The sequence below is a fragment of the Amycolatopsis sp. NBC_01307 genome, from assembly GCF_035975215.1.
In the GTDB taxonomy this organism is placed as follows: Bacteria; Actinomycetota; Actinomycetes; order Mycobacteriales; family Pseudonocardiaceae; genus Amycolatopsis.
On sequence record NZ_CP108403.1, the window covers coordinates 9,124,116 to 9,149,919 of the forward strand.

Annotated in this window: 30 protein-coding genes; 14 read left to right on the forward strand and 16 right to left on the reverse strand. The window is 69.8% G+C overall.

All coding sequences use genetic code 11. The annotated features are described in order from the left end of the window. Positions 1-35 precede the first annotated feature (35 nt). Complete coding sequence (locus OG439_RS40700) at positions 36-893, forward strand: hypothetical protein (protein WP_326945795.1); 858 nt, start codon at positions 36-38, stop codon at positions 891-893. Between the two features lie 87 nt (positions 894-980). On the opposite strand, the gene OG439_RS40705 is transcribed toward OG439_RS40700, so the two are convergent. From OG439_RS40705 to OG439_RS40720, 4 genes are all read right to left on the reverse strand, one after another. Further along, positions 981-1,337, reverse strand: coding sequence for a hypothetical protein (locus tag OG439_RS40705; protein ID WP_326945796.1), 357 nt, complete (start codon positions 1,335-1,337; stop codon positions 981-983). Then, complete coding sequence (locus OG439_RS40710; protein WP_326945797.1) at positions 1,334-3,382, reverse strand: hypothetical protein; 2,049 nt, start codon at positions 3,380-3,382, stop codon at positions 1,334-1,336. The genes OG439_RS40705 and OG439_RS40710 overlap by 4 nt, the downstream gene beginning before the upstream one ends. A 503-nt stretch (positions 3,383-3,885) precedes the next feature. After that, positions 3,886-4,200 carry a hypothetical protein gene (locus OG439_RS40715; protein WP_326945798.1) on the reverse strand — a complete coding sequence of 105 codons (315 nt, stop codon included), beginning with the start codon at positions 4,198-4,200 and terminating at the stop codon, positions 3,886-3,888. A 22-nt stretch (positions 4,201-4,222) separates the two neighbouring features. After that, on the reverse strand, positions 4,223-4,654 hold the full coding sequence (locus tag OG439_RS40720; protein WP_326945799.1) for a hypothetical protein: 432 nt from the start codon (positions 4,652-4,654) through the stop codon (positions 4,223-4,225). Between the two features lie 14 nt (positions 4,655-4,668). Between OG439_RS40720 and OG439_RS40725 the strand changes: the two genes are divergently transcribed. Then, a complete protein-coding gene (locus OG439_RS40725) occupies positions 4,669-5,019 on the forward strand; it encodes a YciI family protein (protein WP_326945800.1) in 351 nt (116 codons plus the stop codon). Positions 5,020-5,029: 10 nt separating this feature from the next. Here the strand turns inward: OG439_RS40725 and OG439_RS40730 are convergent, their stop codons facing one another. Then, positions 5,030-7,345, reverse strand: a complete 2,316-nt coding sequence (locus OG439_RS40730; protein ID WP_326945801.1) for a sensor domain-containing protein — start codon at positions 7,343-7,345, stop codon at positions 5,030-5,032. 40 nt (positions 7,346-7,385) lie between these two features. After that, positions 7,386-8,138 carry a rhomboid-like protein gene (locus tag OG439_RS40735; protein ID WP_326945802.1) on the reverse strand — a complete coding sequence of 251 codons (753 nt, stop codon included), beginning with the start codon at positions 8,136-8,138 and terminating at the stop codon, positions 7,386-7,388. Between the two features lie 130 nt (positions 8,139-8,268). Between OG439_RS40735 and OG439_RS40740 the strand changes: the two genes are divergently transcribed. Next, a complete protein-coding gene (locus OG439_RS40740; RefSeq protein ID WP_326945803.1) occupies positions 8,269-8,796 on the forward strand; it encodes a hypothetical protein in 528 nt (175 codons plus the stop codon). Here OG439_RS40740 and OG439_RS40745 read toward each other — a convergent pair whose 3' ends face one another. Beyond that, a complete protein-coding gene (locus OG439_RS40745; RefSeq protein ID WP_326945804.1) occupies positions 8,797-9,243 on the reverse strand; it encodes a pyridoxamine 5'-phosphate oxidase family protein in 447 nt (148 codons plus the stop codon). It lies immediately after the preceding gene. A gap of 88 nt (positions 9,244-9,331) precedes the next feature. On the opposite strand from OG439_RS40745, the gene OG439_RS40750 reads away from it, so the two are divergent. Next, positions 9,332-9,871, forward strand: a complete 540-nt coding sequence (locus tag OG439_RS40750; protein ID WP_326945805.1) for a TetR/AcrR family transcriptional regulator — start codon at positions 9,332-9,334, stop codon at positions 9,869-9,871. A gap of 7 nt (positions 9,872-9,878) precedes the next feature. On the opposite strand, the gene OG439_RS40755 is transcribed toward OG439_RS40750, so the two are convergent. The 3 genes from OG439_RS40755 to OG439_RS40765 are packed head-to-tail and all read right to left on the reverse strand — an operon-like array spanning position 9,879 to position 12,248. Next, on the reverse strand, positions 9,879-10,505 hold the full coding sequence (locus OG439_RS40755; protein ID WP_326945806.1) for a DUF3558 domain-containing protein: 627 nt from the start codon (positions 10,503-10,505) through the stop codon (positions 9,879-9,881). After that, complete coding sequence (locus OG439_RS40760; protein ID WP_326945807.1) at positions 10,505-10,888, reverse strand: hypothetical protein; 384 nt, start codon at positions 10,886-10,888, stop codon at positions 10,505-10,507. The genes OG439_RS40755 and OG439_RS40760 overlap by 1 nt, the downstream gene beginning before the upstream one ends. Positions 10,889-10,913: 25 nt before the next feature. Continuing rightward, positions 10,914-12,248, reverse strand: coding sequence for a nucleobase:cation symporter-2 family protein (locus OG439_RS40765; protein WP_326945808.1), 1,335 nt, complete (start codon positions 12,246-12,248; stop codon positions 10,914-10,916). 120 nt (positions 12,249-12,368) lie between these two features. Here OG439_RS40765 and OG439_RS40770 point away from each other — a divergent pair, with 120 nt between their 5' ends. Genes OG439_RS40770 through OG439_RS40790 form a run of 5 tightly spaced genes read left to right on the forward strand, consistent with a single transcriptional unit; the run spans position 12,369 to position 16,678 of the window. Beyond that, complete coding sequence (locus tag OG439_RS40770; protein ID WP_326945809.1) at positions 12,369-13,508, forward strand: 5-methyltetrahydropteroyltriglutamate--homocysteine S-methyltransferase; 1,140 nt, start codon at positions 12,369-12,371, stop codon at positions 13,506-13,508. Further along, a complete protein-coding gene (locus OG439_RS40775; protein ID WP_247060184.1) occupies positions 13,508-13,825 on the forward strand; it encodes an NIPSNAP family protein in 318 nt (105 codons plus the stop codon). Before OG439_RS40770 ends, OG439_RS40775 begins: the two co-directional genes overlap by 1 nt. Before the next feature lies 1 nt (position 13,826). Then, positions 13,827-14,612, forward strand: coding sequence for an IclR family transcriptional regulator (locus OG439_RS40780; protein WP_326945810.1), 786 nt, complete (start codon positions 13,827-13,829; stop codon positions 14,610-14,612). Positions 14,613-14,670: 58 nt separating this feature from the next. Further along, positions 14,671-15,885 carry an NAD(P)/FAD-dependent oxidoreductase gene (locus OG439_RS40785; protein ID WP_326951740.1) on the forward strand — a complete coding sequence of 405 codons (1,215 nt, stop codon included), beginning with the start codon at positions 14,671-14,673 and terminating at the stop codon, positions 15,883-15,885. 52 nt (positions 15,886-15,937) lie between these two features. Further along, positions 15,938-16,678, forward strand: a complete 741-nt coding sequence (locus OG439_RS40790; RefSeq protein WP_326945811.1) for a Clp protease N-terminal domain-containing protein — start codon at positions 15,938-15,940, stop codon at positions 16,676-16,678. A 156-nt stretch (positions 16,679-16,834) separates the two neighbouring features. On the opposite strand, the gene gndA is transcribed toward OG439_RS40790, so the two are convergent. Together gndA and OG439_RS40800 are read right to left on the reverse strand one after the other, a co-directional pair. Next, positions 16,835-18,274 carry an NADP-dependent phosphogluconate dehydrogenase gene (gene gndA, locus OG439_RS40795; RefSeq protein ID WP_326945812.1) on the reverse strand — a complete coding sequence of 480 codons (1,440 nt, stop codon included), beginning with the start codon at positions 18,272-18,274 and terminating at the stop codon, positions 16,835-16,837. Positions 18,275-18,359: 85 nt separating this feature from the next. Continuing rightward, positions 18,360-19,280, reverse strand: a complete 921-nt coding sequence (locus OG439_RS40800; protein ID WP_326945814.1) for an MBL fold metallo-hydrolase — start codon at positions 19,278-19,280, stop codon at positions 18,360-18,362. Between the two features lie 241 nt (positions 19,281-19,521). On the opposite strand from OG439_RS40800, the gene OG439_RS40805 reads away from it, so the two are divergent. The 4 genes from OG439_RS40805 to OG439_RS40820 all read left to right on the forward strand — a co-directional run bounded on the left by OG439_RS40805 (position 19,522) and on the right by OG439_RS40820 (position 22,771). Continuing rightward, positions 19,522-20,385, forward strand: a complete 864-nt coding sequence (locus OG439_RS40805; RefSeq protein WP_247060191.1) for a helix-turn-helix domain-containing protein — start codon at positions 19,522-19,524, stop codon at positions 20,383-20,385. A 102-nt stretch (positions 20,386-20,487) separates the two neighbouring features. Then, positions 20,488-21,318, forward strand: a complete 831-nt coding sequence (locus tag OG439_RS40810; protein ID WP_442792249.1) for an SAM-dependent methyltransferase — start codon at positions 20,488-20,490, stop codon at positions 21,316-21,318. Continuing rightward, a complete protein-coding gene (locus tag OG439_RS40815; protein WP_371827616.1) occupies positions 21,315-22,163 on the forward strand; it encodes an SAM-dependent methyltransferase in 849 nt (282 codons plus the stop codon). Before OG439_RS40810 ends, OG439_RS40815 begins: the two co-directional genes overlap by 4 nt. Before the next feature lie 2 nt (positions 22,164-22,165). Further along, positions 22,166-22,771, forward strand: coding sequence for a class I SAM-dependent DNA methyltransferase (locus tag OG439_RS40820; RefSeq protein ID WP_326951741.1), 606 nt, complete (start codon positions 22,166-22,168; stop codon positions 22,769-22,771). 146 nt (positions 22,772-22,917) lie between these two features. Here the strand turns inward: OG439_RS40820 and OG439_RS40825 are convergent, their stop codons facing one another. Both OG439_RS40825 and OG439_RS40830 read right to left on the reverse strand, forming a co-directional pair. After that, on the reverse strand, positions 22,918-23,166 hold the full coding sequence (locus OG439_RS40825) for a hypothetical protein (protein ID WP_326945816.1): 249 nt from the start codon (positions 23,164-23,166) through the stop codon (positions 22,918-22,920). 3 nt (positions 23,167-23,169) lie between these two features. Beyond that, complete coding sequence (locus OG439_RS40830; RefSeq protein WP_326945817.1) at positions 23,170-23,439, reverse strand: hypothetical protein; 270 nt, start codon at positions 23,437-23,439, stop codon at positions 23,170-23,172. A gap of 284 nt (positions 23,440-23,723) precedes the next feature. On the opposite strand from OG439_RS40830, the gene OG439_RS40835 reads away from it, so the two are divergent. Continuing rightward, positions 23,724-23,978, forward strand: coding sequence for a DUF397 domain-containing protein (locus OG439_RS40835; RefSeq protein WP_247060194.1), 255 nt, complete (start codon positions 23,724-23,726; stop codon positions 23,976-23,978). Positions 23,979-24,109: 131 nt separating this feature from the next. On the opposite strand, the gene OG439_RS40840 is transcribed toward OG439_RS40835, so the two are convergent. Both OG439_RS40840 and OG439_RS40845 read right to left on the reverse strand, forming a co-directional pair. Beyond that, positions 24,110-24,655: a hypothetical protein gene (locus OG439_RS40840; RefSeq protein ID WP_326945818.1), complete on the reverse strand. Its 546-nt coding sequence runs from the start codon at positions 24,653-24,655 to the stop codon at positions 24,110-24,112. Further along, positions 24,648-25,790 (reverse strand): hypothetical protein, encoded by a 1,143-nt coding sequence (locus tag OG439_RS40845; RefSeq protein WP_326945819.1) that lies wholly within the window; start codon positions 25,788-25,790, stop codon positions 24,648-24,650. Before OG439_RS40845 ends, OG439_RS40840 begins: the two co-directional genes overlap by 8 nt. Between the last annotated feature and the right edge of the window lie 14 nt (positions 25,791-25,804).

Genomic DNA, 25,804 nt, shown 5'->3' on the forward strand with positions numbered 1-25,804 from the left:
CACGACTGGCTTCGCAGCGGCGAGGGGCGGTAGCGATGGAGACCAGCGCGGACGAGGTACGCAGCACCTTCCTGGTGACACAGGAAGCCAAGGACACCTACTACCGGTGGGAGAACAACCCGAGGCGGGCGGAGGTGGTGTCAACGATGCGCGATCACACCACCAAGGCAATCTACGACTGCACCCTAGACGACTTCAAATGGATCAAAGCCCACCACACTCACCCGCTGGGCACCGTCAGGAAAAAGGACATCGAGCACATCGCCTGGGCACGCGATTGGAACCCGCGGTTCGCGTTCGTCCACCTGTTCCATCTGCTGCTCGAACACCTGAACCGGCCGCCGCTGTGGAGCGAGTTCGACCGCTTCGTCTGCGAGACGGAGACGGGGATGAACATGTTCGGGACCGAGCGCGAGGAGCTGGAGAACCGGATCTTCACCGCAGAGCTAAGACGGCTGAGGGCAAGGCCCCCGGCCGGGAAGGACCCGGAGTCCGAGGCGAGGCGCCTTGCGAAGGCCTCGCTCGACTGGCGGGTCGGCAACGCGTACTACGGGTTCATGAGGGAGATGTACACCGCCGTCGCCCTCCGCGAGCGCGGGGTGAACGTCAAGGTGCACCCGCTGGCGGATGCCAACTTCCGTACCGACGGCTGGGCCGGCCAGAACATCCTCAGCATCTTCGTGATCAACCCCAAGTACAAGGTCGCTGACCAGCAGCGCGCGGAGCGGCGCCAGCAGGGCCGGAAGACCGCGGTTGAGAAGCTCTTCCCGAACTCCGAGTTCAGCTTCGTCGAGCTGACCATGGAACGTGCCGAGCACTTCGGCGAGTTCCACTTCCCTAGCGAGGAGGCGATCGAAGAAGTTTCGGGGAAGCTGTGGCTCAAGGGCTGCTAGACCTGCACGGGATAGCCCAAGTCACCTCCCCGGTAGCGCCCGCGGCACGGCGTAACGCCATGCCGCGGGCGCCAGAGTGGCTGGGGTTCAGCTGCGCGGGAGCCGGCGGTTGTTCACCGGGCGGAGCAGCCTGCCGACGCGGCCTTCGAGCTGCCGGACGATGCCCTCCGGCGTGCTCTCCCGCAGCGGGATGACCCAGAGGGTGTCCCAGGTCTTGCCGCGGGCGGGCTTGCGGACGTGCTCACCCGCCCGGGTGTGCGCGGTGCGCCTGGTGCTCCCGACGTAGTCGATCACGCCGTCGCGGGTGCAGGCGACGTAGATCGCGTTGCGGGCCGGGGGCAGGATGGTCTGGAGGCCGCGGGAGAGGTGGAACGCGCGGGCGACCGGGGCCGCCGCGTGCCGTCCCGTGGCTCCCCAGGCCGCCATGTAGAGGTTGGGGTTCACCAGGTCAGGCCTTCCCCGTCCTCGGCCACGTCCTCGGGCTCGCCGTCGTCCTCCGGGATCTCAGCCAGCTCGCGGTAGTACTCCTCGTGCTTGCGCTGCAGGAACATGAGGCGGTCGCGGTGGCTGCCGAGCAGCTCGGCGGCTTCCTGCAGCTTCTCGGTGGGCGTGGTGCCCTGCTGGCGGACCTTCGGCAGATCTTCCAGCATTTCGAGGTCGTCGGAGACGTTCCTGAGCCGGCCGACGATCGACTCGACGATCTTCGGCTCGGTCCGCTGGCGCTCGCGGGCCTTGCTGGCCGTCGTGGGGAACAGCGCGCGCAGGTTCTCCGTGTCCATGGGCGCGGAGACGCCCTTGCCTGTCCACACCGGCTCGTGCGTCTCGGGGTCGCGTTCGGCGATGTGGTCCCCGCCCTCGCGCAGCGTGCGGATGGCCTCGGCCAGCAGCTCCTGGCCGAGGGGCTCCTCGACCATCCGCGTCAGGAGGTTGTAGGTGCGCTGGGCGGCGTCCTTCTCGCCATAGATCCGCTGCAGCGGCCCGAGGATCGCGAGCGCGATGCCGCCCTTGATCATCAGCTCGACCGTCGCCGGCCCGGGCTCGCCGTCTTCGCCGTCCAGCTCCTTCCGCGTTTCGGCGAGCAGCTCGTCGACCTCGGGGTCGCGGCTGGGCCACGCCACGGGGGCGTTGTAGAACGGCTGGTGCGCGAGCAGCTCGTCGAGGGCGCTCTCGATGCTCTGGCGCCGCTTGGGGTCGGCTTCGTGCACCTGCTCCAGGATGGCGCCGCTGATGACCTTCGCACGCTGCGTGGGCATCAGCCGGCCCAGGCGCAGCACCTCACGGGTGGCCTTGCGGACCGCGTCGCTCTCGGGGTGCCCTTCGTGGAAGAACCGGACCAGCTCACCGATCCGGTAGTCCGGGTTGGAGGGGACATCGAAGCGGCGGTAGGCCTCCTCGTAGGCCGGGCCGAGCAGGTACTTCTCTTCCTCGGCCAGCAGCCCGTCGTCGTCGAGCTTGCGCAGCACTTCATCGCGCGTGTCGACGGCGGTGGCGGCGGTGTCCCACTGCTTGGGGCCGCGCTTGTGCGCGTTGCCGATCAGCTGCTGGGTCGCATCCAGCACCGTCCCGCGGTGCGGCTTGAACGCCACCAGGGCGCGCGCGGGGACCGCCAGGTTGCGCTGGCCGGCGTAGATGTTGCTGGAGATCAGCTTCGCGGCGGGTTCGTCGAGGAGGCGCACGAGCTCGTCGCGCAGGTCCCGCTCGGCGACCGAGTCGCGGACCAGCAGCCCGGCGACCCGGCCGCGCAGGTACACGCCGAGGCTTTCCAGCCCGGCGCGCCGCTTCGGGGACAGGCTCTTGTACTGCAGGATGTGGTCGACCGCGTCGGCCAGGTAGCCCTGGGCGATGGTGACGCGGCTGCCGCCGTCGGAGGCGATCCACGAGGTGTCGGTCGTGAGGCCGCCGTTGACCAGGCGGAAGCGGGCCGGGGTCAGTAGGATCTGCTCTTCGATGCCCTCGCGGCCGAGGGCTTCCTTGAGGGTCTTCTGCATGGCCTCGACCTGGGTGGCGGTGTTGTCGGCCGCGGTGGTGAGGGCGTCGATGTCCTGGGCGGTGATCAGCAGCTGGTGCTCCCGCTTGGGGTCCGGCTGCACGTCCCGCACGAGCCAGGGGACGTCGACGTGCCCGTCGCCGTCGGCGGCCGGGATCGGCAGCTTCGACCGGACCCGGGAGTTGTGGTAGGCCGGCATCGTGCGGGTGACCAGGGCGAGCCCGGTGACGAAGTACAGGGTGCCGGCCTGCACCGACACCGACTGCGGGGCGGCCAGCTGTCCCATGATCTGGGCCGGGTAGGCCCAGGGGTACGCGAGCAGTTCAGCGCCCGCGTCGTCGAACTGGGCGACCTCGGTGCCGTCGTGCGCGGTGATGCCGTCGCGCTTGATCTTGCGGGCCAGGGCCGTGGTCTGGGTGGCCTTGGGCAGTTCCGGGATGCCGTGGACCAGCGGCTTGATGCCGAGGTCTTCGAACTCCGGGGGAACTTCAGGAAAAGTCATCTCGTACTCCAAGCTTGCTCCACCGCTTCAACACGGGGGATGGAGCTGTCGGCCCGTTGAGGGGCCGACACGTTGGAGTCGACGCCCTTCAGGTCCCGACCCAGCGGGTCGAGTTCCTTCGTGGCGGGCCGAGAGTACTGAACCGCGCTTGAAGCTCCCCAAACCAGCGGCTGGAGTCACTTACACCCACGCGAGCGTGGGCCGCGGCCGGTCACTACCGGACACCGTCGAACCAAATGTAGCAGGCGTCACATTCGCTTTGGCGGCGGGGTATGTGCGACAGCTGTCGACGCGGTCGGCCGTCTCAATCGCCGTCTCAGTCCACCGCTGTTCAGGCCCGTTCGGACCCGAACGTAGATGCATGTAGACCGGGCAATTCACACGCCCGTGACCGGTCGTGAACGGGCATGCGTAGAACTGAAAAGCGGAAGGTCGCCGGTTCGACCCCGGCCCTGGCCACCGCTCACGAAGACCGTCTCGACTCAGTCGAGGCGGTTTTTTCGTTACCCGGCTTCCTCCACGTGGAAGTACCCGACGGGCTTGGGCCCTTCGGTGATCACGACCACCGTGCCTGGCCGGATCCGCTGGGGCCCGGTGTTCTCGACGATCAGCCAGCGTCCCTCGGCCGCCCAGGTCAGTTCGCCGGTGGGGACGCCTCGCACCACGAACGACGCGAGCCCGGTGTCAGCAGTTTCCGGCGGCACGAAGGCGTTCGCGGCGTACCGGCCATCGGCGCGCGGCGGGCCGGAGGTGCGCCCGCCTTGCTCGGGCGTCAGCCACACGACGCGGCCGCGGAACGGGAACGGAGCGGTGTCCACGGCCCGATTCTGCCGGAGACGATCAGCGCGGCACGACCACGATCTGATCAGCGTCCTCGTAGACGATCCGCCCCGGCGGTTGCCGGGAAACCAGTCGTTCGCACCGGACGCCGTGGGTGTCGAGGATTCCGAGGTAGCCGGCGGCCCGATCGACCAGTTGCCGGGCCGACTGCTTGAACCAGGCGGTCGCACCCGGGTTGACCGCGGGGTCGTACACGGTCGGATCGACGGTCGTGGGGTTCGTGTAGTGCGCTTCGTACCAAGCGTGGTTGGTGCGGCGGAACTCTTCCTGCTCCGAGGTGAGCCGACCGGCTCGGCTCAGATCGTTGATCAAGCCGAAGAACCCGGGATGGCGGCTTGGGCCGAACGAGTGAACCCCGAACGTCCATGTCCGGACGCGGCGAACGGCGTCGACCCATCGGCGAAGGCAGCCCGAGAACGGGCCGCCACCCATTACGGGGAGCCGATATGCGATACCTGCTCACGCTGCACATGAACCCCGCCCTCTGGAGCACCTTGAGCGACGACCAGAAGAACGGCGTCTACGCAGGCCACGGCGACTTCATCAAGCTCGTCACCGACTCCGGTGAGATGGTCGAGACCAAGGCGCTCGTCGATCCCGCCGGTACCAGGACCGTCCGGGTCGAGAACGGTGTGCCGCGCGTCGAGAACGGCACCTTCGTCGAGTCCGCCTCCTTCCTCTGCGGCTACTACGTCGTCGACGTCGAGAGTGAGGAGCGGGCTGTCGAGCTGGCCGGGAAGATCCCGGACGCGCAGTACACCGCCGTCGAGGTGCGCGAGGTGATCCACGAGGGTTGACCTCTAGCGGCTACCGGCTGCCGAACAGTTCGTCCGCCGGGATCGGCCGGCCCAGGTGGAATCCCTGCGCCTGGTCGCAGCCGAGGCGGCGGAGCAGCTCCAGCTGCTCCGCGGTTTCGACGCCTTCGGCGATCACGGTCAGGTCGACCGCGTGGGCCATCGCGATGATGCTCGTGACGATCGCCTCGGCGTCGTGTGACTCGGCGATGCCGGTGATGAACGAGCGGTCGATCTTGAGCGTGTCCAGCGTCAGCCGGCGCAGCTGCGCGAGCGACGAATAGCCGGTGCCGAAGTCGTCGATCGCCAGCAGCACGCCCAGGGATCGCAGTGCTGCCAACACTTCCCCGGCCGCTTCCTGGTCGCGCATCAACGCGCTTTCGGTGACTTCCAGGCAGAGCGCGCCCGCGGGCAGCCCGGTGCTCGCGAGCGCGTCCTGGACCGCGGGCACCAGGTGCGGGTCGTCGAGCTGCCGCGTCGAAAGGTTCACCTTCAGCGTCAGGTCCAAGCCCTGGTTGGTGCGGCGCCAGGCGAGCTCGCGGGTGGTGGCGCGCAGCATCTCCTTGCCGATCACGTTGATCAGGTCGCTCTCCTCGGCCAGCGGGATGAACTCCGCCGGGGAGATCGGGCCGAGCCGGGGATGTGTCCAGCGCAGCAACGCTTCTACCGCCACCATTTCGCCGGTCTTCAGGTCGACCACCGGCTGGTAGGCGGGCCAGAGCTGACCTTCGTGGACCGCGTCGCGCAGGTCCTGTTCCATCCGCAGCCGGCGTTGCATCCGCTCGCGCAGGCCGACGTCGAAGAAGTGGTGCCGGCCCCGGCCGAGCGTTTTCGCTTGGTACATCGCGACATCCGCGTCGCGCAGCAGGTCCTCGGCGCTGCGCTGGTCGGCGCCGTCGACGAGCACGACGCCGATGCTGGCGTCGAGGTGCAGCTGCCGGCCGAGCACGCCGATCGGCTCGGCCAGCGCGGCTCGCAGGTGCTCGGCCAGCGCGCGGACCTCGCCGGGTTCGGTGACCTCGTCGGTCACGATGACGAACTCGTCGCCGCCGAGCCGCCCGACCAGGTCGGCGCGGCCCGACGAGCGCCGCAGCCGCTCGCCGACGATCCGCAGCACCTGGTCGCCGACCGAGTGCCCGAGGGAGTCGTTGATGACCTTGAACTTGTCCAGGTCGAGGAACAGCACGGTCGCCGGGCCGCGGCGGCCCCGGACGTCGAGGCGGTCGAGCACCAGCGTCCGGTTCGCCAGCCGGGTCAGCGGGTCGTGGGTGGCGTCGTGCGCGAGCCGGGCGCTGATCGCGCGGGTCTCGCTGATGTCGGTGAACGACGTGACGACTGCGGCCGCCGTCGGGTCGTCCGGGTCGAGCAGCCGGGAGGTCAGCGACACCCAGACGTCGCGGCCGTCCGGCCGGCGCAGGCGCACGACGAGGCCGTTGTAGCTGACCCCGGTCCGCCGGGTCCGCACCGACGGCATCTCGTCCGGCGGGATCCACTGCCCGGACTCGGTGAACAGCACGAGCGAGTGGCACGGGACGCCGATGAGGTCGGCTTCGGCGGCGCCGAGGATCCGGCACGCCGCCGGGTTCGCCGCTTCGACGAGCCCGGTCGGCCCCATGAGCAGCACGCCTTCGTCGAGCGACGCGACGACCGTGCGGTAGTTCTGCTCGGCCCGCCGCCGCGCGGTTTCGTCGGCGCAGACGAGCACCCAGCCGTCGTTCATCTCAGCTGCCGAAACGCGAACCGTCAGCGGCGCTCCGTCGCGTCGCCGGTGGACGGCTTCGGCGACGCCACCGCGGCGCAGCTCCAGCGGCGCGCCGACCAGCTCGCTCGCCCGGCGTCCGACGGCTTCGGCCGCGGTCCACCCGTACACCGTCTCGGCGGCCGGGTTCCAGCTGGTCACGACACCTTCGCCGGTGGTCGCGATCAAGGCGTCGCTGACGTGCGACACGAGCGCGGCCTGGTAGCGGAGGGCGTCGGCGGCCGCCTTCTTCGCGGTGATGTCACGCATGACGACCTGGTAGCCGGGCCCGGCCGTGCGCACGGTCTGCGCCTCGACGGCGAACTTGCTGCCGTCCAGCCGGGACATCAGGGCTTCGACGGGCTCGGTGGCGGCGCCGGGCCCGCTCAGCAACGCGAGTTTCTCCAGCAGCACCGGCCGGGAGTCCTCGGCGACGAAGTCCGTGAACGGACGGCCGACGACCTCGTCGGCGGAGCAGGCGGCGAACGCGTCCAGAGCGGCACGGTTGGCGTAGGTGACGACGCCGTTCTCGTGGACGCAGATCGCGTCCGGACTCAGCTCGACCAGCTCGGCGAGGGAGTCTGCCTCCATGTGCGTCCGTCCCCCATGCTGCTCGGCTGTGGCCCGTCGATTACACCACCGACTCCGGCCCGTGCATACCCGCCGGAATACGCGTCCGGCCTGCGGATGCGCGGCGTAACCGCGGGCCCCAGAACAGCAGCCCGAAGTGCGCGGCGACGGCGTGGCCGAGCAGCGTGACGACCGAGTCGAGGGTCGTGGGGTCGTCGCTGAGGTAGATCACCGCGACGAACGCCTCCATCGCGGCCAGCGCGAGGAGCCGGGTGCGGCCGCGGAGCAGGAAAACCAGGGCGCCGGCCGTGGTGAAGAAGCCGTAGCTGACGCCGATGTCGAGCCAGTGCCCGGCCGAGCTCGGCAGGACGTGCGCGCTGATCAAAGCCATCACCGGCAGCTCGGTGACGAGCGTGGCGAGCACGTGGCCGGAGAAGAACACGGTGGCCACGCGGCGGATGCCGAACCGGCGTTCCAGTGGCGCGACGGCGATCGCGAAGATGAGGACGTAGACGAGCCAGCCTTCGTCCGCCAGCCAGAGCGCGCTGGTCAGCAGCGAGGTCAGCGGCCGCCGCCACAGGTTGTGGGCGTCGGTGCTGGACAGCCGGAGGAGCCGGTCGGTCAGGTCCGTGTCGGCGAACCGCAGCAGCAGGGTCGTGCCGAGCAGGAGGACGAGATAGCCGAAGGTGAACGGCGTCGCTCGCGGGTTCGGGATGAACCGGACGAACTGCCGCCAGTTGCGCCGTGCCGGACCCGCGAGGTCGAGGACCCGCGGTTCGGCTTTCAGCAGCATGGTTTCAGCTTCGCCGGGCATGCTGGGATTCTCCCCAACCGCAGCTGTGAAACCCCTGTGGATAGTCACTGACCGTCAGATCACACAGCACGTAACGAATTTTTGCCGGTACCTCACCCGTTCGGGTGCTTTGTGCGGTAAAAATACGGCCGTGAACGACGAGGTATCGGTCGCCGAGCTGCTCGTGCGCGAGGGCTGGGGCGACCGGCCGGTGCAGTCTCGGTGGCGGGTGGTCGCGGTGATGCTCGCCGTCGTCATCGGCTGCGGGGCCGCCGCGGTGCTGGTCGCGTTCAGCAGCGGTCAGGTGCGCCAGGACGCCGCGCCGGTCGACCAGATCCAGGTCGTCCCGATGCCGCAGCGCACCACCGGCCTCGGCGGTGCGGGCCAGGCGACGGACTCGCCGAACGACGGCGGGGTCGGCGGCGGCACCGGCGGCGACGTCGTCATCCCCGGCACGCACGAGGGCACCGTCACCGAGGTGCCGGGCCGGCCGTCGGACGCCGAGAGCAGCACCGAATCCGCGACGGCGACCACCGTGCCGACCGCCGGCGCGCCGGGCTCCACGACCGCCCCGGCCACGACGACGACCCCGGCCGGTGGTCAGCAGCCGCCGCCACCGCCCACGACGTCGACTTCGCCGCCGCACCAGGTCACGTGCATCCTGATCATCTGCTGGTGATCAGCCGAGCTGCTCGCCGAGGTCGCTGAAGTCGGACGTGTTCCAGCGTTCCGGGCGCATCACGATGGCGATGTTGTTGCCGTGGCTGGCGTCGGTCGCGTCCGTGTACGCCTCGCTCATGCCGGGCGGCAGGTAGCGGGCCGCCACCCCGTGCCGTTCCGCCTTGGTCATCGGCCACGTCTTGACGACCGGGCCCTCGACCGAGACGTACTTGTAGACGCCGTCCTGCTCCTGCACGCACAGCGCGAACCGGCCGGCTTCCTCGATCAGCCGGGTCTTGCGCAGTCCGGGTGACGTCATCACCATGACGTCGCCGCCCGGCTCGTAGCGGTACCAGATCGGCGTGGTCAGCGGCGCGCGTCCGGGTTCGGCGGCGACGCTCAGCACGCCGACGCGCGGCTCGGCGAGGAACGCTTCCCGCTCTTCACGGGTCATCTTGCGGGCCATGGTCTCGCTCCTTAAGGCGATTCGATTTGCCTTAAAGGTACGCAGACGCGACTCGCTAAAGCAAGTACCTTTGCTTTAGAGTGAGATCATGACCCGACCCGGCGGCCGCAGCGCCCGCGTCCGCGACGCGGTGCACGACGCCGTCGTCGAGCTGCTCGCCGCGGGGGAGACCGACGCCACGGTCCCGAAGATCGCCGAGCGGGCGGGCGTCAACCCGACCAGCATCTACCGCCGCTGGGGCAACCTCGACAACCTGCTCCTCGACGCCGCCGTGACGCGCCTGCGCGAGACGTCGCCGATCCCGGACACCGGCTCGCTGCACGGAGACTTGACGGGCTGGGCGGCCGGTGTCGAACGCGCGATGCGCGACCGGCACGGCCAGATCCTGCTGCGTGCGCTCGTCGCGACGATGGCCCCGGAACGGGAGCCGATCGAGTACCTCCGGGCCCGCGGCGACGACCTGCAGCAGGCCCTCGACGCGGCCGCCGCACGCGGCGAGGCGGTGCCGTCGGTGCAGGACGTCCTCGACCACGTCCTGGCCCCGCTGTACCTACGCGTCCTGTTCCGGCTCCCGGTCGAGCCGGGCGTCGGCGCCGAATTCGTCGAACGGTTGCTCAAGACCCTGTGAGCAGGCCTCAGCTGGTGCCTCGGATGGTGGTCAGTGCTCTGATCGCCCCTTCGCGAGCTACATCGCACGGGTCTTTCTTGCCGACATTGGCTTGCGACAGCGTCAAGCCGACGTCGAACACCTCCTGATCACTGGTTCCGACGGCGACAGAACAAACGCCTTCGGTGTCCCTCGCGTCGTAGACGCCATACGCGACAACGGGATAGCCGTTGATGGGCTGCAACGGCGTGAACAGCGCGTACTTGACGCTTTTGTCCTTGTAGAAGCTGGTCAGGCCGGCCGTAGCGGCCCTGTCGAAAATCACGCGGACCAGCGGGCGGCTGGCATCGGGCGGATTCCACGAGCAAGCGGGTCCGGCCGGCGATTCGAGGTCCGGCCTTGTCTGCACTTCGGGTCCGATCAGTTCTCCCGCTTGACTCTCCGAGAGTGCTTCGCAGGGAAACTGGCGGAATCGCGTGAGGTCGACCGGCGTCTCGACCTTCGGTACTCCGGGACCGGGCACCTGATCCGCGGTGTCCGGGGTCGCGGTCTGACCTGGTGATTCGCTCGACGGCCGCGGGTTGCCGCGAGTGGTACCGGTGCATCCGGTGAGCATGAGTACCGCGACGCCGGCGATGGGCAGAACGCGGCGCATCAGGCGAGGCCTTCCGGTTTCTCGAGCTCTGCAGCATGTTGTTCTTCGGTTGTGGCGTATTTGCCGAGAGCCGCGAGGAACTTGTCGGCCATCGCGTCGCAGTGGTTCGCGCGCGCTGAAAGCGACTGCATCAAAGCCTGGCCGGATGCTTGGATCAGCTCGGCGTTGCCCTGGCTCGCGTATTCGAGCCCGGGTCCCTCGGTCTGCGCGATGCGCTCCGCGTCGAGCCGGTCGTCCCGGTAGTCCTGGGCCAGTTGCCGCCACTGTCCGGCCAGGTCATGCAGGGTTTCGACGGAATACTCGAACCCGCCGCCGGTGCCGAGCGGGTTGAGGTCCTCGAGCAAGCCGCCGTACGTGACCGCGTCCGGCTCCTCTGACTTCACAGTGTCTCCGACCGGGCACTCTGGGTTATCCGACGTCGGGGAGGTTACCAGGTTCCTCGCGCCGGCCGAGGTGGTTGAAGAGCAGGTTCAACACGAAGGCCAGCACCGCCGTCACCGTGATCGAGCTGCCGCCGATCGTCTGCAGCCAGGCCGGGAAGTGCTGGAAGATCTTCGGCGCGAACGCCGGCAGCAGGCCGACGCCCAGCGCCACCGCCACGACGAAAGTGTTGTGGTTGCCGGAGAACTCCACCGTGCGGAGGTTCTGCGCGCCGACCGCGGCGACCATCGCGAACATCACCACCGCGACCCCGCCGACCACCGGCTGCGGGATCGCCGCGATGAACGCGCCGATCTTCGGGACCAGGCCCATCAGCACCAGGATCCCGCCGGTCACCGCGACCACCCAGCGGCTGCGCACGCCGGTCATCCGCACCAGCCCGACGTTCTGCGCGAAAGCCGTGTCGGGGAAGGAGTTCATCACGCCGCCGAGCACGGCCGAGAAGCCGTCGGTGGCCAGGCCGCGGGCGAGGTCGGAGTCCGTCGGCGGCCGCCCGGTGATCTCGCCGACGGCGATCATGTCGGCCGTCGACTCGGTGAACGTCACCAGCATGACCACGCACATCGACAGGACCGCGGCGACCGGGAACGTCGGCGCGCCGAAGTGGAACGGCGCCGCGAGCCCGAACCAGCCGGCCGCGCTCAGCCCGTCCCAGTGCACCAGCCCCAGCGGGATCGCGACGACCAGTCCGATCGCCAGGGCCAGCAGTGGCCCGATCTGGTTGGCGAAGCCGCGCAGCACGCGCGTGAACAGCACGAGCAGCGCGAGCACGCCGAACGCGAGCAGGATGTGCGACAGGGCCGCGTAGTCCGGCGCGGTCGGGTCGTTGCCCGCGATCAGCCCGGCGCCCGGGCCGAGCAGCGAGACGCCGATGACGAGCAGCAGCGTCCCGGTGACCAGCGGCGGGAAGAACCGGATCAGCTTCGCGAACGGTTTCGCGATGAGCAGTCCGAACACGCCGGACGCCATCATGGCGCCGTAGACCGCGGGCAGGCCGTACTGCGACGCGATGAGGATCATCGGGTTGACGACGCTGAACGTCGCGCCCGCCACCACCGGCAGCCGGATGCCGAGGAGCTTCCCGATGCCGATCGACTGGATCAGCGTGGCGATGCCCGCGACCAGCAGGTCGGCGTTCACCAGCAGCCCGATCGTCGCCGCGTCGAGCTTGAGCGCGCTGCCGACGATCAGCGGCACCGCGACGGCGCCGGCGTACATGATCGACATGTGCTGCAGGCCGAGCAGCGCCAAGCGGCCGGCGGGCAGGCCCTGGTCTACCGGGTGGACCTCGGGTTTCGTCATCAACAGCCCCCTTTTCGCCGTGCCAGCCAACGCGCTTCGGATGACGGTAGCAAGACGCCGCCGTGATGATCGTGTTTCCGGGGTGCGGCGGATCGGGCCGCGATGTGTGACCATCGGTGCATGACATCGGGCGGTATTTCCCAGGTGGGCCCGCCGTTTCGCGCCGATCACGTCGGGAGCCTCCTGCGGCCCCCGGTGCTGCGCGACGCGCGACGGCGGCACGAAAGCGGTGAGATCGGTGCGGAGCAGCTCCGCGCGGTCGAAGACGACGCGATCCGTGACGTGATCAAGATGCAGCGAGCGGCCGGGCTGAGCTCGGCCACCGACGGCGAGTTCCGCCGGGCCTCGTGGCACATGGACTTCATCTACGCACTCGGCGGCATCTCCAAGAGCGACGAACGGCTGCACGTCAAGTTCCACAACCTGGCGGGCGACCTCGAGTTCAGCCCGCCGGGCCTGCAGGTCGACGGCAAGGTCCGGCTCGAGGAGCCGATCTTCGCCGACCACTTCCGGTTCCTGCAGTCCCATGTGGACGCCGGCGTGACGCCGAAGCTGACCATCCCGTCGCCGAGCATGGTCTACTACCGCGGCGGCCGGGCGGCGGTCAGCGAGACCGTCTACCCGGAGCTGGAAGAGTTCTTCACCGACCTCAGCGCGGCGTACTCCGCGCAGGTCACCGCGATGGCCGGTCTCGGCTGCCGCTACCTGCAGCTCGACGACACGAGCCTCGCGTACCTGAACGACCCGGCGCAGCGCGAGCTCGTCCAGCGGATGGGCGGTGACCCGGACACCCAGCACCTGCGCAACATCGCGACGATCAACGCGGCGCTGGAGGGCCGGCCGGACGACCTGGCGGTGACAACTCACTTGTGCCGCGGGAACTTCCGCTCCTCGTGGGCCGCTTCCGGGAGCTACGAGTTCGTCGCGGAAGCCGTGTTCGGCGAGCTGGCCGTCGACGGGTTCTTCCTGGAGTACGACGACGAACGCTCCGGTGGTTTCGAGCCGCTGCGGTTCGTGCCGAAGGACAAGAAGGTCGTGCTCGGCCTGGTCACCACCAAACGGCCGGAGCTGGAGGACCCGGACGTCCTGGTGCGGCGGATCGAGGAGGCGTCGCGGTACGTCGACGTCGACCGGCTCTGCCTGTCGGGACAGTGCGGGTTCTCTTCGACGGAGGAGGGCAACGACCTCACCGTGGACGACCAGCTGCGGAAGCTGGAGCTGATCGTGAAGACGGCCGACCGCGTCTGGGGTGGCCACTGATGATCACCTGCGTCGTCGACTACGTCATCGACCCCGCGAAACTGCCCGACTTCGAACGGTTCGCCGCCGCCTGGATGCGGTTGGTACAGCGAGAAGGCGGCGTCCACCACGGCTACTTCCTGCCGTCGGAAGGCGCGAGCGACGAAGCGCGCGCGTTGTTCAGCTTCGAGAGCTTCGCCGCGTACGAACAGTACCGAACGCTGTTCGGCGTCGACCCGGACTTCATCGAGGCGGACAAGATCCGCGAGGAAAGCGGTTGCGTGGTGCGGTACCGCCGATCGTTCATGCGGCCACTGCTCCCGGACGACGACCTCTGACGTGCGACACAGCGCGCAGCGGCCGCCGTCGGTGGTTGATCGTGTTCTCGACCTGCTCGGCGCGTTCTCCGCCGAGCGGCCGCAACTCACGCTGTCCGAGCTGAGCCGCCGCGTCGGACTGCCGTTGTCCACCACGCATCGGCTGGCCGGGGAGCTGACCCGGCGTGGTGCGCTCGTCCGGGATGACGCCGGGGCGTACCGCGTCGGGCTTTGGCTGTGGGAGGTCGCCTCCCTCGCGCCGCACGGGGCCGAACTCCGCGAGAGCGCGATGCCGTTCCTGGAGGACCTTTACGAGGCCACGCACCAGAACGTGCAGCTCGCGGTGCTCGACGGGCCGGAGGTCGTCTACGTCGAACGCATCTCCGGCCGCGGCGCGGTCAACGTCCTGACTCGGGTCGGCGGGCGGCTGCCGGCGCACGCGACCGGCGTCGGGCAGGTGCTGCTCGCGCACGCGCCGGCCGACGTCCAGGCAGAGGTCGTCGAGAGTCCGCTGAAGGTGTTCACGCCCAAGACGATCAGCTCGGAAGGTGAGCTGCGTCGCGTGCTCGCGGACGTCCGGCGCAACGGGTACGCCATCAGCGACGGCCAGATCGAGCTGATCGCCCTCTCGGTGGCGGCCCCGGTCTTCGGCGCCGACGACGAGGTGGCGGCGGCGATTTCGGTGGTCGTGCCGGCGGAGGGCACCGACCCGAGAACGCTGGTCCCGGCGGTGCGCGCGGCGGCGCGGGGGATCTCGCGGGTCCTCGGTGCCCCGCGCGCGCTGCGGACCAGCGGCGAACCCCACTGATCGACTCCTCGACGAGCCGAGCGGGTTGTGCTCAGATGAAACCATGGGTGAGCAGGGAGTGGGCACGGTTCTGGTCGTCGGCGCCGGGCAGAGCGGGTTCCAGGCCGCGGCGTCGCTGCGCGACCGGGGCTTCGACGGCCGGGTCGTGCTGGTCGGGGACGAACCCGGCGTGCCGTACCAGCGGCCGCCGCTGTCGAAGGCCTACCTGGCCGGGACCGCCGGGCTCGAGCAGCTGCACCTGCGCGGCGAGGACTTCTTCGCCGAGAAGGGCATCGAACTCGTCGACGCGCGCGTCAAGTCGATCGACCGGGCCGCGAACCGCGTCCACTTCGACGACGACGAGGAGCTGGCCTACGACCACCTCGTCCTGGCCACCGGCGCGCGCAACCGGGCCTTGCCGGTGCCCGGCGCGGACCTGCCGGGCGTGCTGGCCCTGCGCACGCGCGACGACGCTGACCGGCTCCGCGCGTCGCTGTCCGACGCGCAGGACGTCGTCGTGGTCGGCGGTGGCTTCATCGGGCTCGAGTTCGCGTCCCACGCCGGCCGGCCGGTGACGGTCGTCGAGGCGCAGGACCGGCTGCTCAACCGCGTCGCGTCGCCCGAGATCTCCGGGTACTTCGCCGAACTGCACCGCGAGGCCGGGCACACGGTCCTGCTCGGCCAAGGGGTTTCCGCGCTGCACGGCGACTCGCGGGTGCGTGAGGTCGAGCTGTCCGACGGCACGCGGCTGCCCGCCGACCTCGTCGTGATCGCCGTCGGTGTCGTGCCGGAAACCGCGCTCGCCGAGGCCGCCGGGCTGGACATCGCGAACGGCGTGGTCGTCGACGCGCACCTGCGCACGGCCGACCCGCGGATCTTCGCGATCGGCGACTGCGCGAACTTCCCGTGCGTGCAGGCGGGCGCAGCGACCCGGCTGGAGTCGGTGCAGAACGCCGTCGACCAGGCCCGGTGCGTGGCCGCGGCGCTGACCGGCACCGACGAGCCGTACGCGAGCCTGCCGTGGTTCTGGACCGACCAGTCGGGCGCGAAGCTGCAGATCGCCGGGATCCTCGACCGCGCCGACCGGACGGTGGTCGCGGGTGATCGCGAGGCGGGCAAGTTCTCGGTGCTGTCCTTCCGCGACGACGTCCTCATCGCGGTCGAGTCGGTGAACCGCCCGGCGGACCACATCGCCGCGCGACGGCTGTTCACCGCCGACCCGCGCCCGGCGTACGCGGACCTCGAAGCGAGCGGGTTCGACCTGAAGGTGCACCTGAAGGCGCGCGTCGCCTGAGATCGTCAACTCGTGGTTGACGCACCCAGTGCGTCAACCTACAGTTGACGGCATGAACCTGCCTGACTACTCCGTCAAACTCGACGACCTCATCACCGCCATCAAGAGCAACAACGACCAGGACGCCCTCGCCCAGCTCTCCGACGCCGTCTACATGGGCGAGCACCTCGGCGACGTCGCCGACCACCTCATCGGCCACTTCGTCGACCAGGCCCGCCGCTCCGGCGCGTCCTGGACCGAGATCGGCAAGAGCATGGGCGTCACCAAGCAGGCCGCGCAGAAGCGGTTCGTGCCGAAGGTGGACCCGGGTGGTGACGTCTCCGGCGCGATCGAGCGCGTCTACGGCCGCTACACCGACCGCGCGCGGCACGTGATCGTCGCCGCGCAGAAGGCGGCCATCGACCACCGCAGCCCGGCGATCGACACCGTGCACCTCGTGCTGGGCCTGCTCACCGAGCCCGCGGCGCTCGCGGCGGGCGCGATCCTCGCCCAGGGCGTCACGCTGGAGACCGTCCAGGAGACGGCCGAAGCCCAGCTGCCCGAGCCGGCCGGCGAGGTGCCCAGCCCGATGCCGTTCAGCCCCGGCGGGAAGAAGGCCCTGGAACTGACCCTGCGCGAAGGGCTGCGGCTGGGGCACAACTACATCGGCACCGAGCACATCCTGCTGGCGCTGCTGGAGCAGGGCGAAGGCGTCGGCTTCCAGGTGCTCGACGGCCTGGGGATCAAGAAGGACAAGGCGGAGGCGAAGATCGTCGCAGTCCTGACGGAGATCCTCGCCGCGCGAGGCCAGTGACGCTGCTCGTGCTGGCCGCACTGCTCGCGCTGGCCTTGGTGACGCTGCTCTGATCGGGATGGACCAGGGGGTCTTCCCGCTCAGGCACCCCGAAAGTCCGTGAATGCCACATTGAGGGACATAGCGTCCCTCAATGTGGCATTCACGGACTTGAACTCAGGCGTCTGACTCCGGGCGGCCGTCCTCGGCCCACGCGGTGTGGAACGAGCCGTCGCGGTCGACGCGGCGGTACGTGTGCGCCCCGAAGAAGTCGCGCTGGCCCTGCACCAGGGCCGCCGGGAGGCGGTCGGCGCGCAGGCCGTCGTAGTACGCCAGCGCCGTCGAGAAGCCCGGCGTCGGGATACCCAGCTTGACCGCCGTCGAGATCACCGAGCGCCACGAGTCCTGCGCGTCCTCGACGGCCTTGCGGAAGCCGCCGGAGGTCAGCAGGGTCGGCAGGCCCGGCTCTTCGGCGTAGGCCGCGGTGATGTCGTTGAGGAACTTCGCGCGGATGATGCAGCCGCCGCGCCAGATCGAGGCGACCTTGCCGAGGTCGATGTCCCAGCCGTACTCGGTCGCGCCGGCCTGGATCTGGTTGAAGCCCTGCGCGTACGCGACGACCTTCGACGCGTACAGCGCCTGCTCGACGTCGTCGGCGAAGCGCTCCAGCGACGAGCCGGTCAGCGGCGATCGCGCCGGGCCGCCCAGGCCGCGAGCGGCCGAGCGCAGCGACGTCGAGCCGGACAGCGAACGCGCGAAGACGGCTTCGGCGATGCCCGAGATCGGGACGCCCAGGTCGAGGCCGATCTGCACGGTCCAGCGGCCGGTGCCCTTCTGCTCGGCGGCGTCCGCGACGACGTCGACGAACGGCTTGCCGGACGACTTGTCGACGTGCGCCAGCACCTGGGCGGTGATCTCGATCAGGTACGAGTCGAGCCGGCCGGTGTTCCAGGTCCGGAACACGTCGGCGATCTCCGCGGGGGAGTAGCCGCCAGCGCCGCGCAGCAGTTCGAACGACTCCGCGATCAGCTGCATGTCGGCGTACTCGATGCCGTTGTGCACCATCTTCACGAAGTGGCCGGCGCCGTCGGCACCGATGTGCGTGCAGCACGGCTCGCCGTCGACCTTCGCCGAGATGTCCTCGAACAGCGGGCCGAGGGACTCGTAGGACTCCTTCGAGCCGCCGGGCATGATGCTCGGCCCGTGCAGCGCGCCTTCTTCGCCGCCGGAGACGCCGCTGCCGACGAAGTGCAGCCCGCGCTCGCGCAGGGCCTTCTCACGACGTCGGGTGTCGGCGAAGTGCGCGTTGCCGGCGTCGATGATCACGTCGCCGTCTTCCAGCAGCGGCGCGAACTCGTCGATGACGGCGTCGGTCGGGCCGCCCGCCTTGACCATGATCACGACCTGCCGGGGCCGCTCCAGCGCGTCGACGAACTCCTGCGCGGAGTACGCCGGGATGAAGTCGCCCTCGTCGCCGAACTGGTCCACCAGCGTGCGGGTCCGCTCCTCGGACCGGTTGTGCAGGGCCACCGTGTGGCCGTGCCGCGCCAGGTTCCGGGCCAGGTTGCGGCCCATGACCGCCAGGCCGGTGACCCCGATGCTCGCCTTCTTGCTCATCCGCATCCTTCCGAAGACTCTCTCGATTCAGACCCTAGTCCGAACGTGCGCTCAAGGAAGGCCACGGAGGAGCAGCTCACTCAGTTCAGGAAAAACACCGGATCGGCTCGCCGTTGAACGCGACCATGTCCATCACGGCCGCGACGAGGTCGATCTGCGCGCCCCACTCGGCGCCGTCCAGCTCGGCGTACGCCCGGTGCAGGTTGCCCGGCAGCCGCTCCTGCTCGGTCAGCGACGCGAACTCGCCGAGGTCGGTGTCCTTGGCCAGCTCCAGCGGCCCCAGCCCGGCGGCCTTCCCGCGCTCGGCCGTCCGCTGGACGAAGGCCAGGTAGCCGTCCACTGTGTCCACGACGTCCAGGCCGCACGCCGGGCCGTGGCCGGGCAGGATCACTTCGGGTTCCAGCTCGCGGATGACGTCGAGGGCCTTGCGCCAGCCGGCCACCGAGCCCATCAGCGCGAACGGGCTGCCGCCGTTGAACACCAGGTCACCGGCGTAGAGCACGCGCTGCTCGGGCAGCCAGACGAGCACGTCGTTCGTCGTGTGGGCCGCGTGGCCGGGGTGGATCAGCTCGATCGTGACGTCGCCGGCGTGCACGGTCAGCCGGTCGTCGAACACGACCTCGGGCGGGCGCGACCGCAGCTCGCCCCAGTCGTTGCCGGTGAAGATGCCGTCGAACGTCTGGATGCCCTCGGCGACCATCAGCTCGCGGGTCTTGCGGTGCCCGATGACCGTGGCGCCCTCGACCAGGTAGTTGCCGTTGGTGTGGTCGCCGTGGTGGTGGGTGTTCACCAGCGTCGTCACCGGGCGGCCGGTGGCGTCCTCGACGGCGGCGAGCAGCGCGCGCGTGCGGCGCTCGGTCGAGCAGGTGTCGATCAGCACGGTGTGGTCACCGGCCGCGACGAACCCGCAGTTGTTGATGTACCAGGAGCCGTCCGGCTGGACGTACCCGTGGACCTGGTCGGCCAGCCGGGTGACGGCGGCAGCGGCGGGAGAACGATCGGTCACGCGCACCAGTCTGCCCGAGACCCGGCTCCGCCGGTTGGCGGAATAATTCGGAATTTCACTGGTCCAGGCGAGTGACAACCCAGGTGGCTGGCGTTCCGCGACATTTCCTGGAACGCTGCGCGATGTCATCATCGAGATCCGCAGGGCAAGCACTAACCTGGGTGGGTTCGATAGTTCGCGTGTGATGACGGCTCCGGATACGGGCCGTCATCGCTTGATAGTGGTCCGGGAGAGCAGGGCGATGGCCAGCACCGTCACCTCGCGCCGGAAGCAGCTCGGGAACGAGCTCCGGCACGCCCGCACCGCGGCGCGGATGACACAGCAGCAGGTTGCCGAGGTTCTCGGCTGCACCCAGGGCAAGGTCAACAAGATCGAGTCCGGTGCCGTCGGGGTCAAGCTCGGGGATGTGCGATCGATGCTGAACGCGTTCGGGATCAACGGCGAAGAGGCCGACACGCTGATGAACCTGGCGCGTGCGGCCGCCGGGCAGCGCGGCCACTGGTCCGGCTACCGCTCCGTGGTGCCGCACTGGTTCCGCACCTTCACGGACCTGGAACCCGCCGCCGCGGAGATCCTCACCTGGCACGGCGAGCGCATCCCCGGCCCGCTGCAGTCCGAGCACTACATGCTCAAGCAGTTCACCGAGTTCGGCGCCACCGACGTGACGTCGCTGGTGCGCAACCGGCTCGACCGCAAAGCCGTGTTCGAACAGCAGCAGCCGCCGTACTACCGGTTCATCATCAGCGAAGGCGCGCTGCGCCGGGCGCCCGGCGGGTCCGCGCCCGCGGTGATGCTGGACCAGGTCGAGCACCTGCTCTCGCTCGAGCGGCACCCGCGGGTCTACGTCCACGTGCTGCCCTTCGGCGCGCGGCTGGCCGCGGTGCCCAACGACTTCACGATCATGCGCTTCCCGGACCGCACCCGGGACTTCGTCTACATCGAGCACTCCGCGGGCGGGCTGTACCTCGACGACGTCAAGGACTTCAACATCTTCGTCGACTCGTGGGACAGGCTGCGCGGAGCCGCGCTGGAGCGGCAGGAGACCAGGCAGTTCCTCAAGGAGCTCGCTGAGGGTTACCGCGCGCAGATGCAGCAGAGCCAATAGGGCGAACGGCCCCGCGAGGCGGCCAAGTGGTGAACAACTTTCGGTAGAGTGCTGCTGTTGCGCCCGAACCCACCACCGGCTGCGTCATCCGAAGGGGACATCGTGGACCCCGACTTCCTCCCCGACGCCGTCGACCTGGAACGGCCGAACGTGGCGAGGATCTACGACTGGGCGCTCGGCGGCACCGCCAACTGGGCGGTCGACCGGCAGTACGGCGAGCTGGCCCTGCAGGCGTTCCCGCTGGCGCGCGCCCTCGCGCGGGGCAACCGCGACTTCCTCGGCCGCGCCGTCCGCTACTGCCTTTCCCGGGGCATCACGCAGTTCCTGGACCTCGGCTCCGGCATCCCGACCGCGGGCAACGTGCACGAGGTGGCCGACGACCACGTCGACGACAGCCGGTGCGTGTACGTCGACAACGAGCCGGTGGCCGTCGCGCACGGGCGGATCCTGCTGGAGGAGGCCGGTGACGTCGGCCGCCACGCCGTCCTGCACGCCGACCTGCGGGACGCGCAGGACGTCTGGGCGGCCGCGCTGGCCACCGGCGTGCTCGACCCGGACGAGCCGATCTGCCTGCTCAGCGTGGCCGTGCTGCACTTCCTGCCCGACGCCGGCGGCGTGCGCGAGGCGATCCGCGACTACCGGAGGCTGCTCGCGCCGGGATCGGCGTACGTGCTGTCGCACGCGACCGAATCCGGCGTCGGCGGCACGGAGCTGGAACAGATCAGGCGGCTCGTGAAGCTGTCGGAGCGGTCGAGCTCGCCCGCGGTTTCCCGCTCGCTCGACGAGATCGCCGCGTTCTTCGGTACCTTCGACGTGGTCGAGCCGGGAATCGTGCCTGTGGGAGAGTGGCGCCCTGACCCCGGCGCCGCCACGGTCCCCCTCGCGAGCGTGGTCGGCGGTGTCGGCCGCAAGCCTGGAGGACGGAACGCATGACGACGCAGGATCCCGAAGCCCCCGAAGGCGTCGACCTCGACCGGCCGAACGCGGCCCGGATCTACGACTGGTTCCTCGGCGGCGACGCCAACTGGGCCATCGACCGGCAGTTCGGTGAGCAGGCGGTCAAGACCTTCCCGATGATCCGGACGGTCGCCCGCGTCGGCCGGGACTTCCTCGGCCGCGGCGTGCGCTACCTGGCGCGCAACGGGATCGACCAGTTCCTCGACCTCGGCTCCGGCGTCCCGACGGTCGGCAACGTGCACGAGGTCGCGGCCGAGGTGAACCCGGACGCGCGGTGCGTGTACGTCGACAACGAGCCGGTCGCCGTCGCCCACTCGCAGATCCTGCTGGAGAAGGAAGGCGTCGCGAGCCGGCACGCGGTGCTGCAGGGCGACCTGCGCGACCCGGCCGACATCTGGAAGCGCGCGCTCGACACCGGCGTCCTCGACCCGAACCGGCCGATCGGGCTGATCATCGTCGGCGTCCTGTACTTCCTCGGCAAGGACGAGCCGGTGGCCGAGACCATCCAGAAGTACCTGTCGCTGCTGCCGTCCGGCTCGTACTTCCTGTCCTCGCACCTGACCACCGAAGGCCTCGACGCGCTGGCTGACTCGGACAGCCGGGCGTCGATCGTGGAGCAGTACAACAAGTCGAGCACCCCGCTGTACCTGCGCAGCAAGGCGGAGTTCACGACGTTCTTCGACGGCTTGGAGCTCGTCGAGCCGGGCATCGTCTACCTGCCGGAGTGGCACCCGGAGGAGATCGAGTCCCGGGCGACGAAGAAGCTCGCGAACGACCCGGCGTTCAGCGGTCACATCTGCGGCCTCGGCCGCAAGCCGTGAGCGTGACGGCCGCCGCCTACGACGCGATGGCCGTCCGGTACGCCGAGTTCGTCCGTGAGGTCTGGGACGCTTCGCCGTTGGACAACGCCGCCCTGGCCGCGTTCGTCGACCACGTGCGTGGCGCCGGGCTCGTCGCCGACCTCGGCTGCGGGCCCGGCCACCTCACGGCGCACCTCCGGGACAGCGGCGTGGACGTCTTCGGCGTCGACCTGTCGCCGGCGATGATCGAGCTGGCCCGGGCGGCCGCGCCCGATCTGCGGTTCGAGGTCGGGTCGATGGCGGCGCTGGACGTCCCGGACGCCTCGCTCGCCGGGATCCTGACGTGGTACTCGATGATCCACACGCCGCCCGAAGAGGTGCCGGGGTACTTCGCCGAATTCACCCGGACGTTGGCGCCGGGTGGTCACGTTCTGTTGGGCTGCTTCGAATCCGACGGCGAGCCGCTGACGGTGTTCGACCACGCGGTCACCCCGGCCTACCGGTGGCCCCTGGACGAACTGGCCGGGCTGGCCCGGGACGCGGGCCTTGTCGAAACGGGTCGCGTCTACCGCGTGCCCGGCGAAGGCGAGCGGTTCCGCCGCGGCGCCCTTCTGCTGCGGAAACCGTAGGCCCGCAACGGCGAAAAGCCGTGAAGGCCTCCTTACCGGCTCTTATGGCCGGGAAGGAGGCCTTCACGGCTTTCAGGCCCGGGAACGGCGAGAGCCCCGGTTCGTCGTGAACCGGGGCTCCTTCATGATGTGGTGGTGGAGCGCAGTCAGGCGCGCGAGCCGATCCGGCCGCGCAGCAGCGGGGCCAGGTCGATCGCGGTCTCCAGCGGGCGCGTCGTGCGCACGCCGTCGGAGTGCCGGGCCGGGACGTCGAGGTCCGTGGCCCAGGTGGTGGTCTTGCGCAGCGGCGCCTGGATCAGGCTGAAACCGAAGCGGTTCCGCAGTTCGGCCGCGATCCCGCGGCGGCCGCGGTGTTCTTCTTCACGTCGTAAGAGCGAGTTCAACCGGACGGCCATCGTCTACACCCCCAGCTCTCGTCGCGGTGACCTGGCGGGTTCGCCGGCGGTCAGTCCGAGACAGGGTTCACAAGGCATGCCGACCCCGGGGGTCAGCCATTCGACATCGGTGCGGGAAAGCGCTTCCCCGCACTTGGTACGGACCAGCGCACTCGTGGCCGCGGTGGCCTCCACGCCGAAGACGTGGACCACCCGGCGGGCTTCACCGGCGGTTCCCTTGGCGAGCCTGCCCACGACGACGACGCCTGGTGGCGCACTGTCCTCGACGATCACGCTGGTCCTCCCCCATGAGGTACTGCGATGGTGGATGGTGTGCTGTGCGCGGCCGGCGCGGCGATCGTGCCGCCCGCCGCATGCGGGTTGTCGTTCACCGACAGCGCCGCCCCCGGCCGATGCGATTAATCCTACTCCTGGAATAATCTTCATGTCGAGGCCGGAGCTAGTTGATCACCCGCTTGGCCCTGCACTCTGCTCCATTGAGACACTGAGTAGCCGGGAGCGGGTACCTTCGACCAGGTTGCGGCCGCGCCCCCCATCGATCCACGGAGGTACGACCCATGGCGGATTATCCGTCGTTCGCGGATTACGATCCGAGCACGGCCGTGTCCCTGTTCGAAGAGGCCGCGTGGGAGAAGTCGTTCGCCAGCGAGCCCAACGGCGGCAGCTGTGTCGAGGTCAACCTGGGTCGGGAAGGCCTGATCGGGGTCCGGGACACCAAGCTCTCGACCAGTCCGGTCTTCGTGTTCGACTCCGCCGAGTGGGAAGCGTTCCTCGTCGCCGTGAAGGCGGGGCAGTTCGACCTGCCCGCCTGACGTATCCCTTGACTGGGTGATGATGATCACCCGACCGTGTAAGAAAGTGACGAAGGCCCCCTTCCCCTCTACGGAGAAGGAGGCCTTCGCGACGGCGTGGATACGGGTGACTGCCGTATGTGACCGATATCTCACCCGATTGCCGGGAGCTCCCCTCCCCGCAACCGGCCACGGGTCCGGCGCCACGCCAGCACGACGATCACCACGAGCCCGATCAGCGGGAGCGTGCTGATCGCCCAGCTCAGGCCCATCGGCGGCCCCGGCTGTTCGAGCACCGGCAGCGCGCGCAGGTCGCCGGTGCCGGGCCCGGCCGGCCCGTTCACCACGAAGCGGAACGTCCAGTCGCCCGGCCGCGGCATCGAGCGGACGTCGAGCCCCCAGACCTCGCGCTTGCGTGGGTGCCGGACCAGCGCCTGGATCCGGTTCTTCCCGCCCTCCGGGTTGATCATCGTGAGCGTGCCGGACTTGTCCGCGATCCCGCCGTCGGGGATGAAGGTGAAGTCCAGCGACTGTTCCGCGCGCAGCGGCCAGGTGCTGAAGCCGATGGTCATCCCGTACGGGCCGGCCTGCACGTGCTCGGTGTGCACGATGTTGACGGGCTCGTACGCGTTCGCCGGTGCCTCGGTGGCGAACAGCAGCCCGGCCACGGCGGCCAAGGCCAGAAGTGCCTTACGCATCAGCGGTTTCCCCCTTCTTCGCGGGCGCCAGCAGGCAGAGCATCCCGCCGAACCGCCACCCGGCGAACCCGCCGAGCAGCCCCAGTGCCGCGCTGAGCACGGCGGTCGTCGTCAGGTACCAGACCGGCGGCACGTGCGCGCCGGTGTAGAGCATCGCGCGCTGCAGCGGCAGGCTCAGGCCGATCAGCAGCCCGGCGACCCCGCCGACGACCACCGAAACGCGGCCCACGGGCCAGCCGCGACGCCGGCCGAGCAGGTAACCCAGCTCCATCAGCGCGGCGACCGGCAGCAACGCCATCGGCGTCAGCGCCGGCATCTCCGGCACGCCGGAGATCGCGTCCCGCATCGGCAGGCCGACGAGGTCGGCGTAAGCCTGCGCCGCCCACGGCGAGAACCACCAGAAGACCGCCTGCACGACCGCGACCATCGCCGCGGTGCCGAGCGCCCCACCCGGTCGGCGCAGGAATCCCGCGCCGACCGCGACCAGCAGCACCGCCATCATCGAGCAGCCGATCGAGACGGCGTCGGCGTAGTCGTCCGGCACCTGCTGCAACCCCAGCGCCAGCACCGGCCCGAAGGTGAGCAGCACGGTGAGCGACGCCAGCGTGCCGACCCGGCCCCAGCGGTGTTCGCGGGCCGCGGCGAACACCGCGGTCGTGCCGATCAGCGACACCGTGATCGACAGCAGCAGGCCGATGTGCGGCGGCGAGTCGATCACCGCGTCGAAGCCGTAGAGGCCGTGCCACCACTGGTCCCAGAGGCCGTACACCAGGAACGTCGCGGCGCCGACGCCCGAGACCAGGTAACCGATCGGGGCCGCGAAGGTCCTGCCGAACACGTTGACCACGCGCCCGCCGACCCGCGGGTCGACCGGCCGGCCCGCGCGCCGCGCCGCCGTCGTCAGCAGCACGACGGCGAGGCTCGCCAGGCCGACGACCGCGCTGCCCGCGTACAGGAACAGGTGCGGCAGCGTGAAGAACGTGTCCGGCCCGACGTCGCTGTGCCACTGGATGTCCCAGGTCAGCCCGACCAGCGACAACAGCGAACCGCCGAGCACGACGTTCGCCGGCAGCAACCCCGTTCGCGCCTGTTTCGCCACCGACGTGGTGTGCACGCCGGATGCGGTGAGATCCATTTCCCCCGACCTTT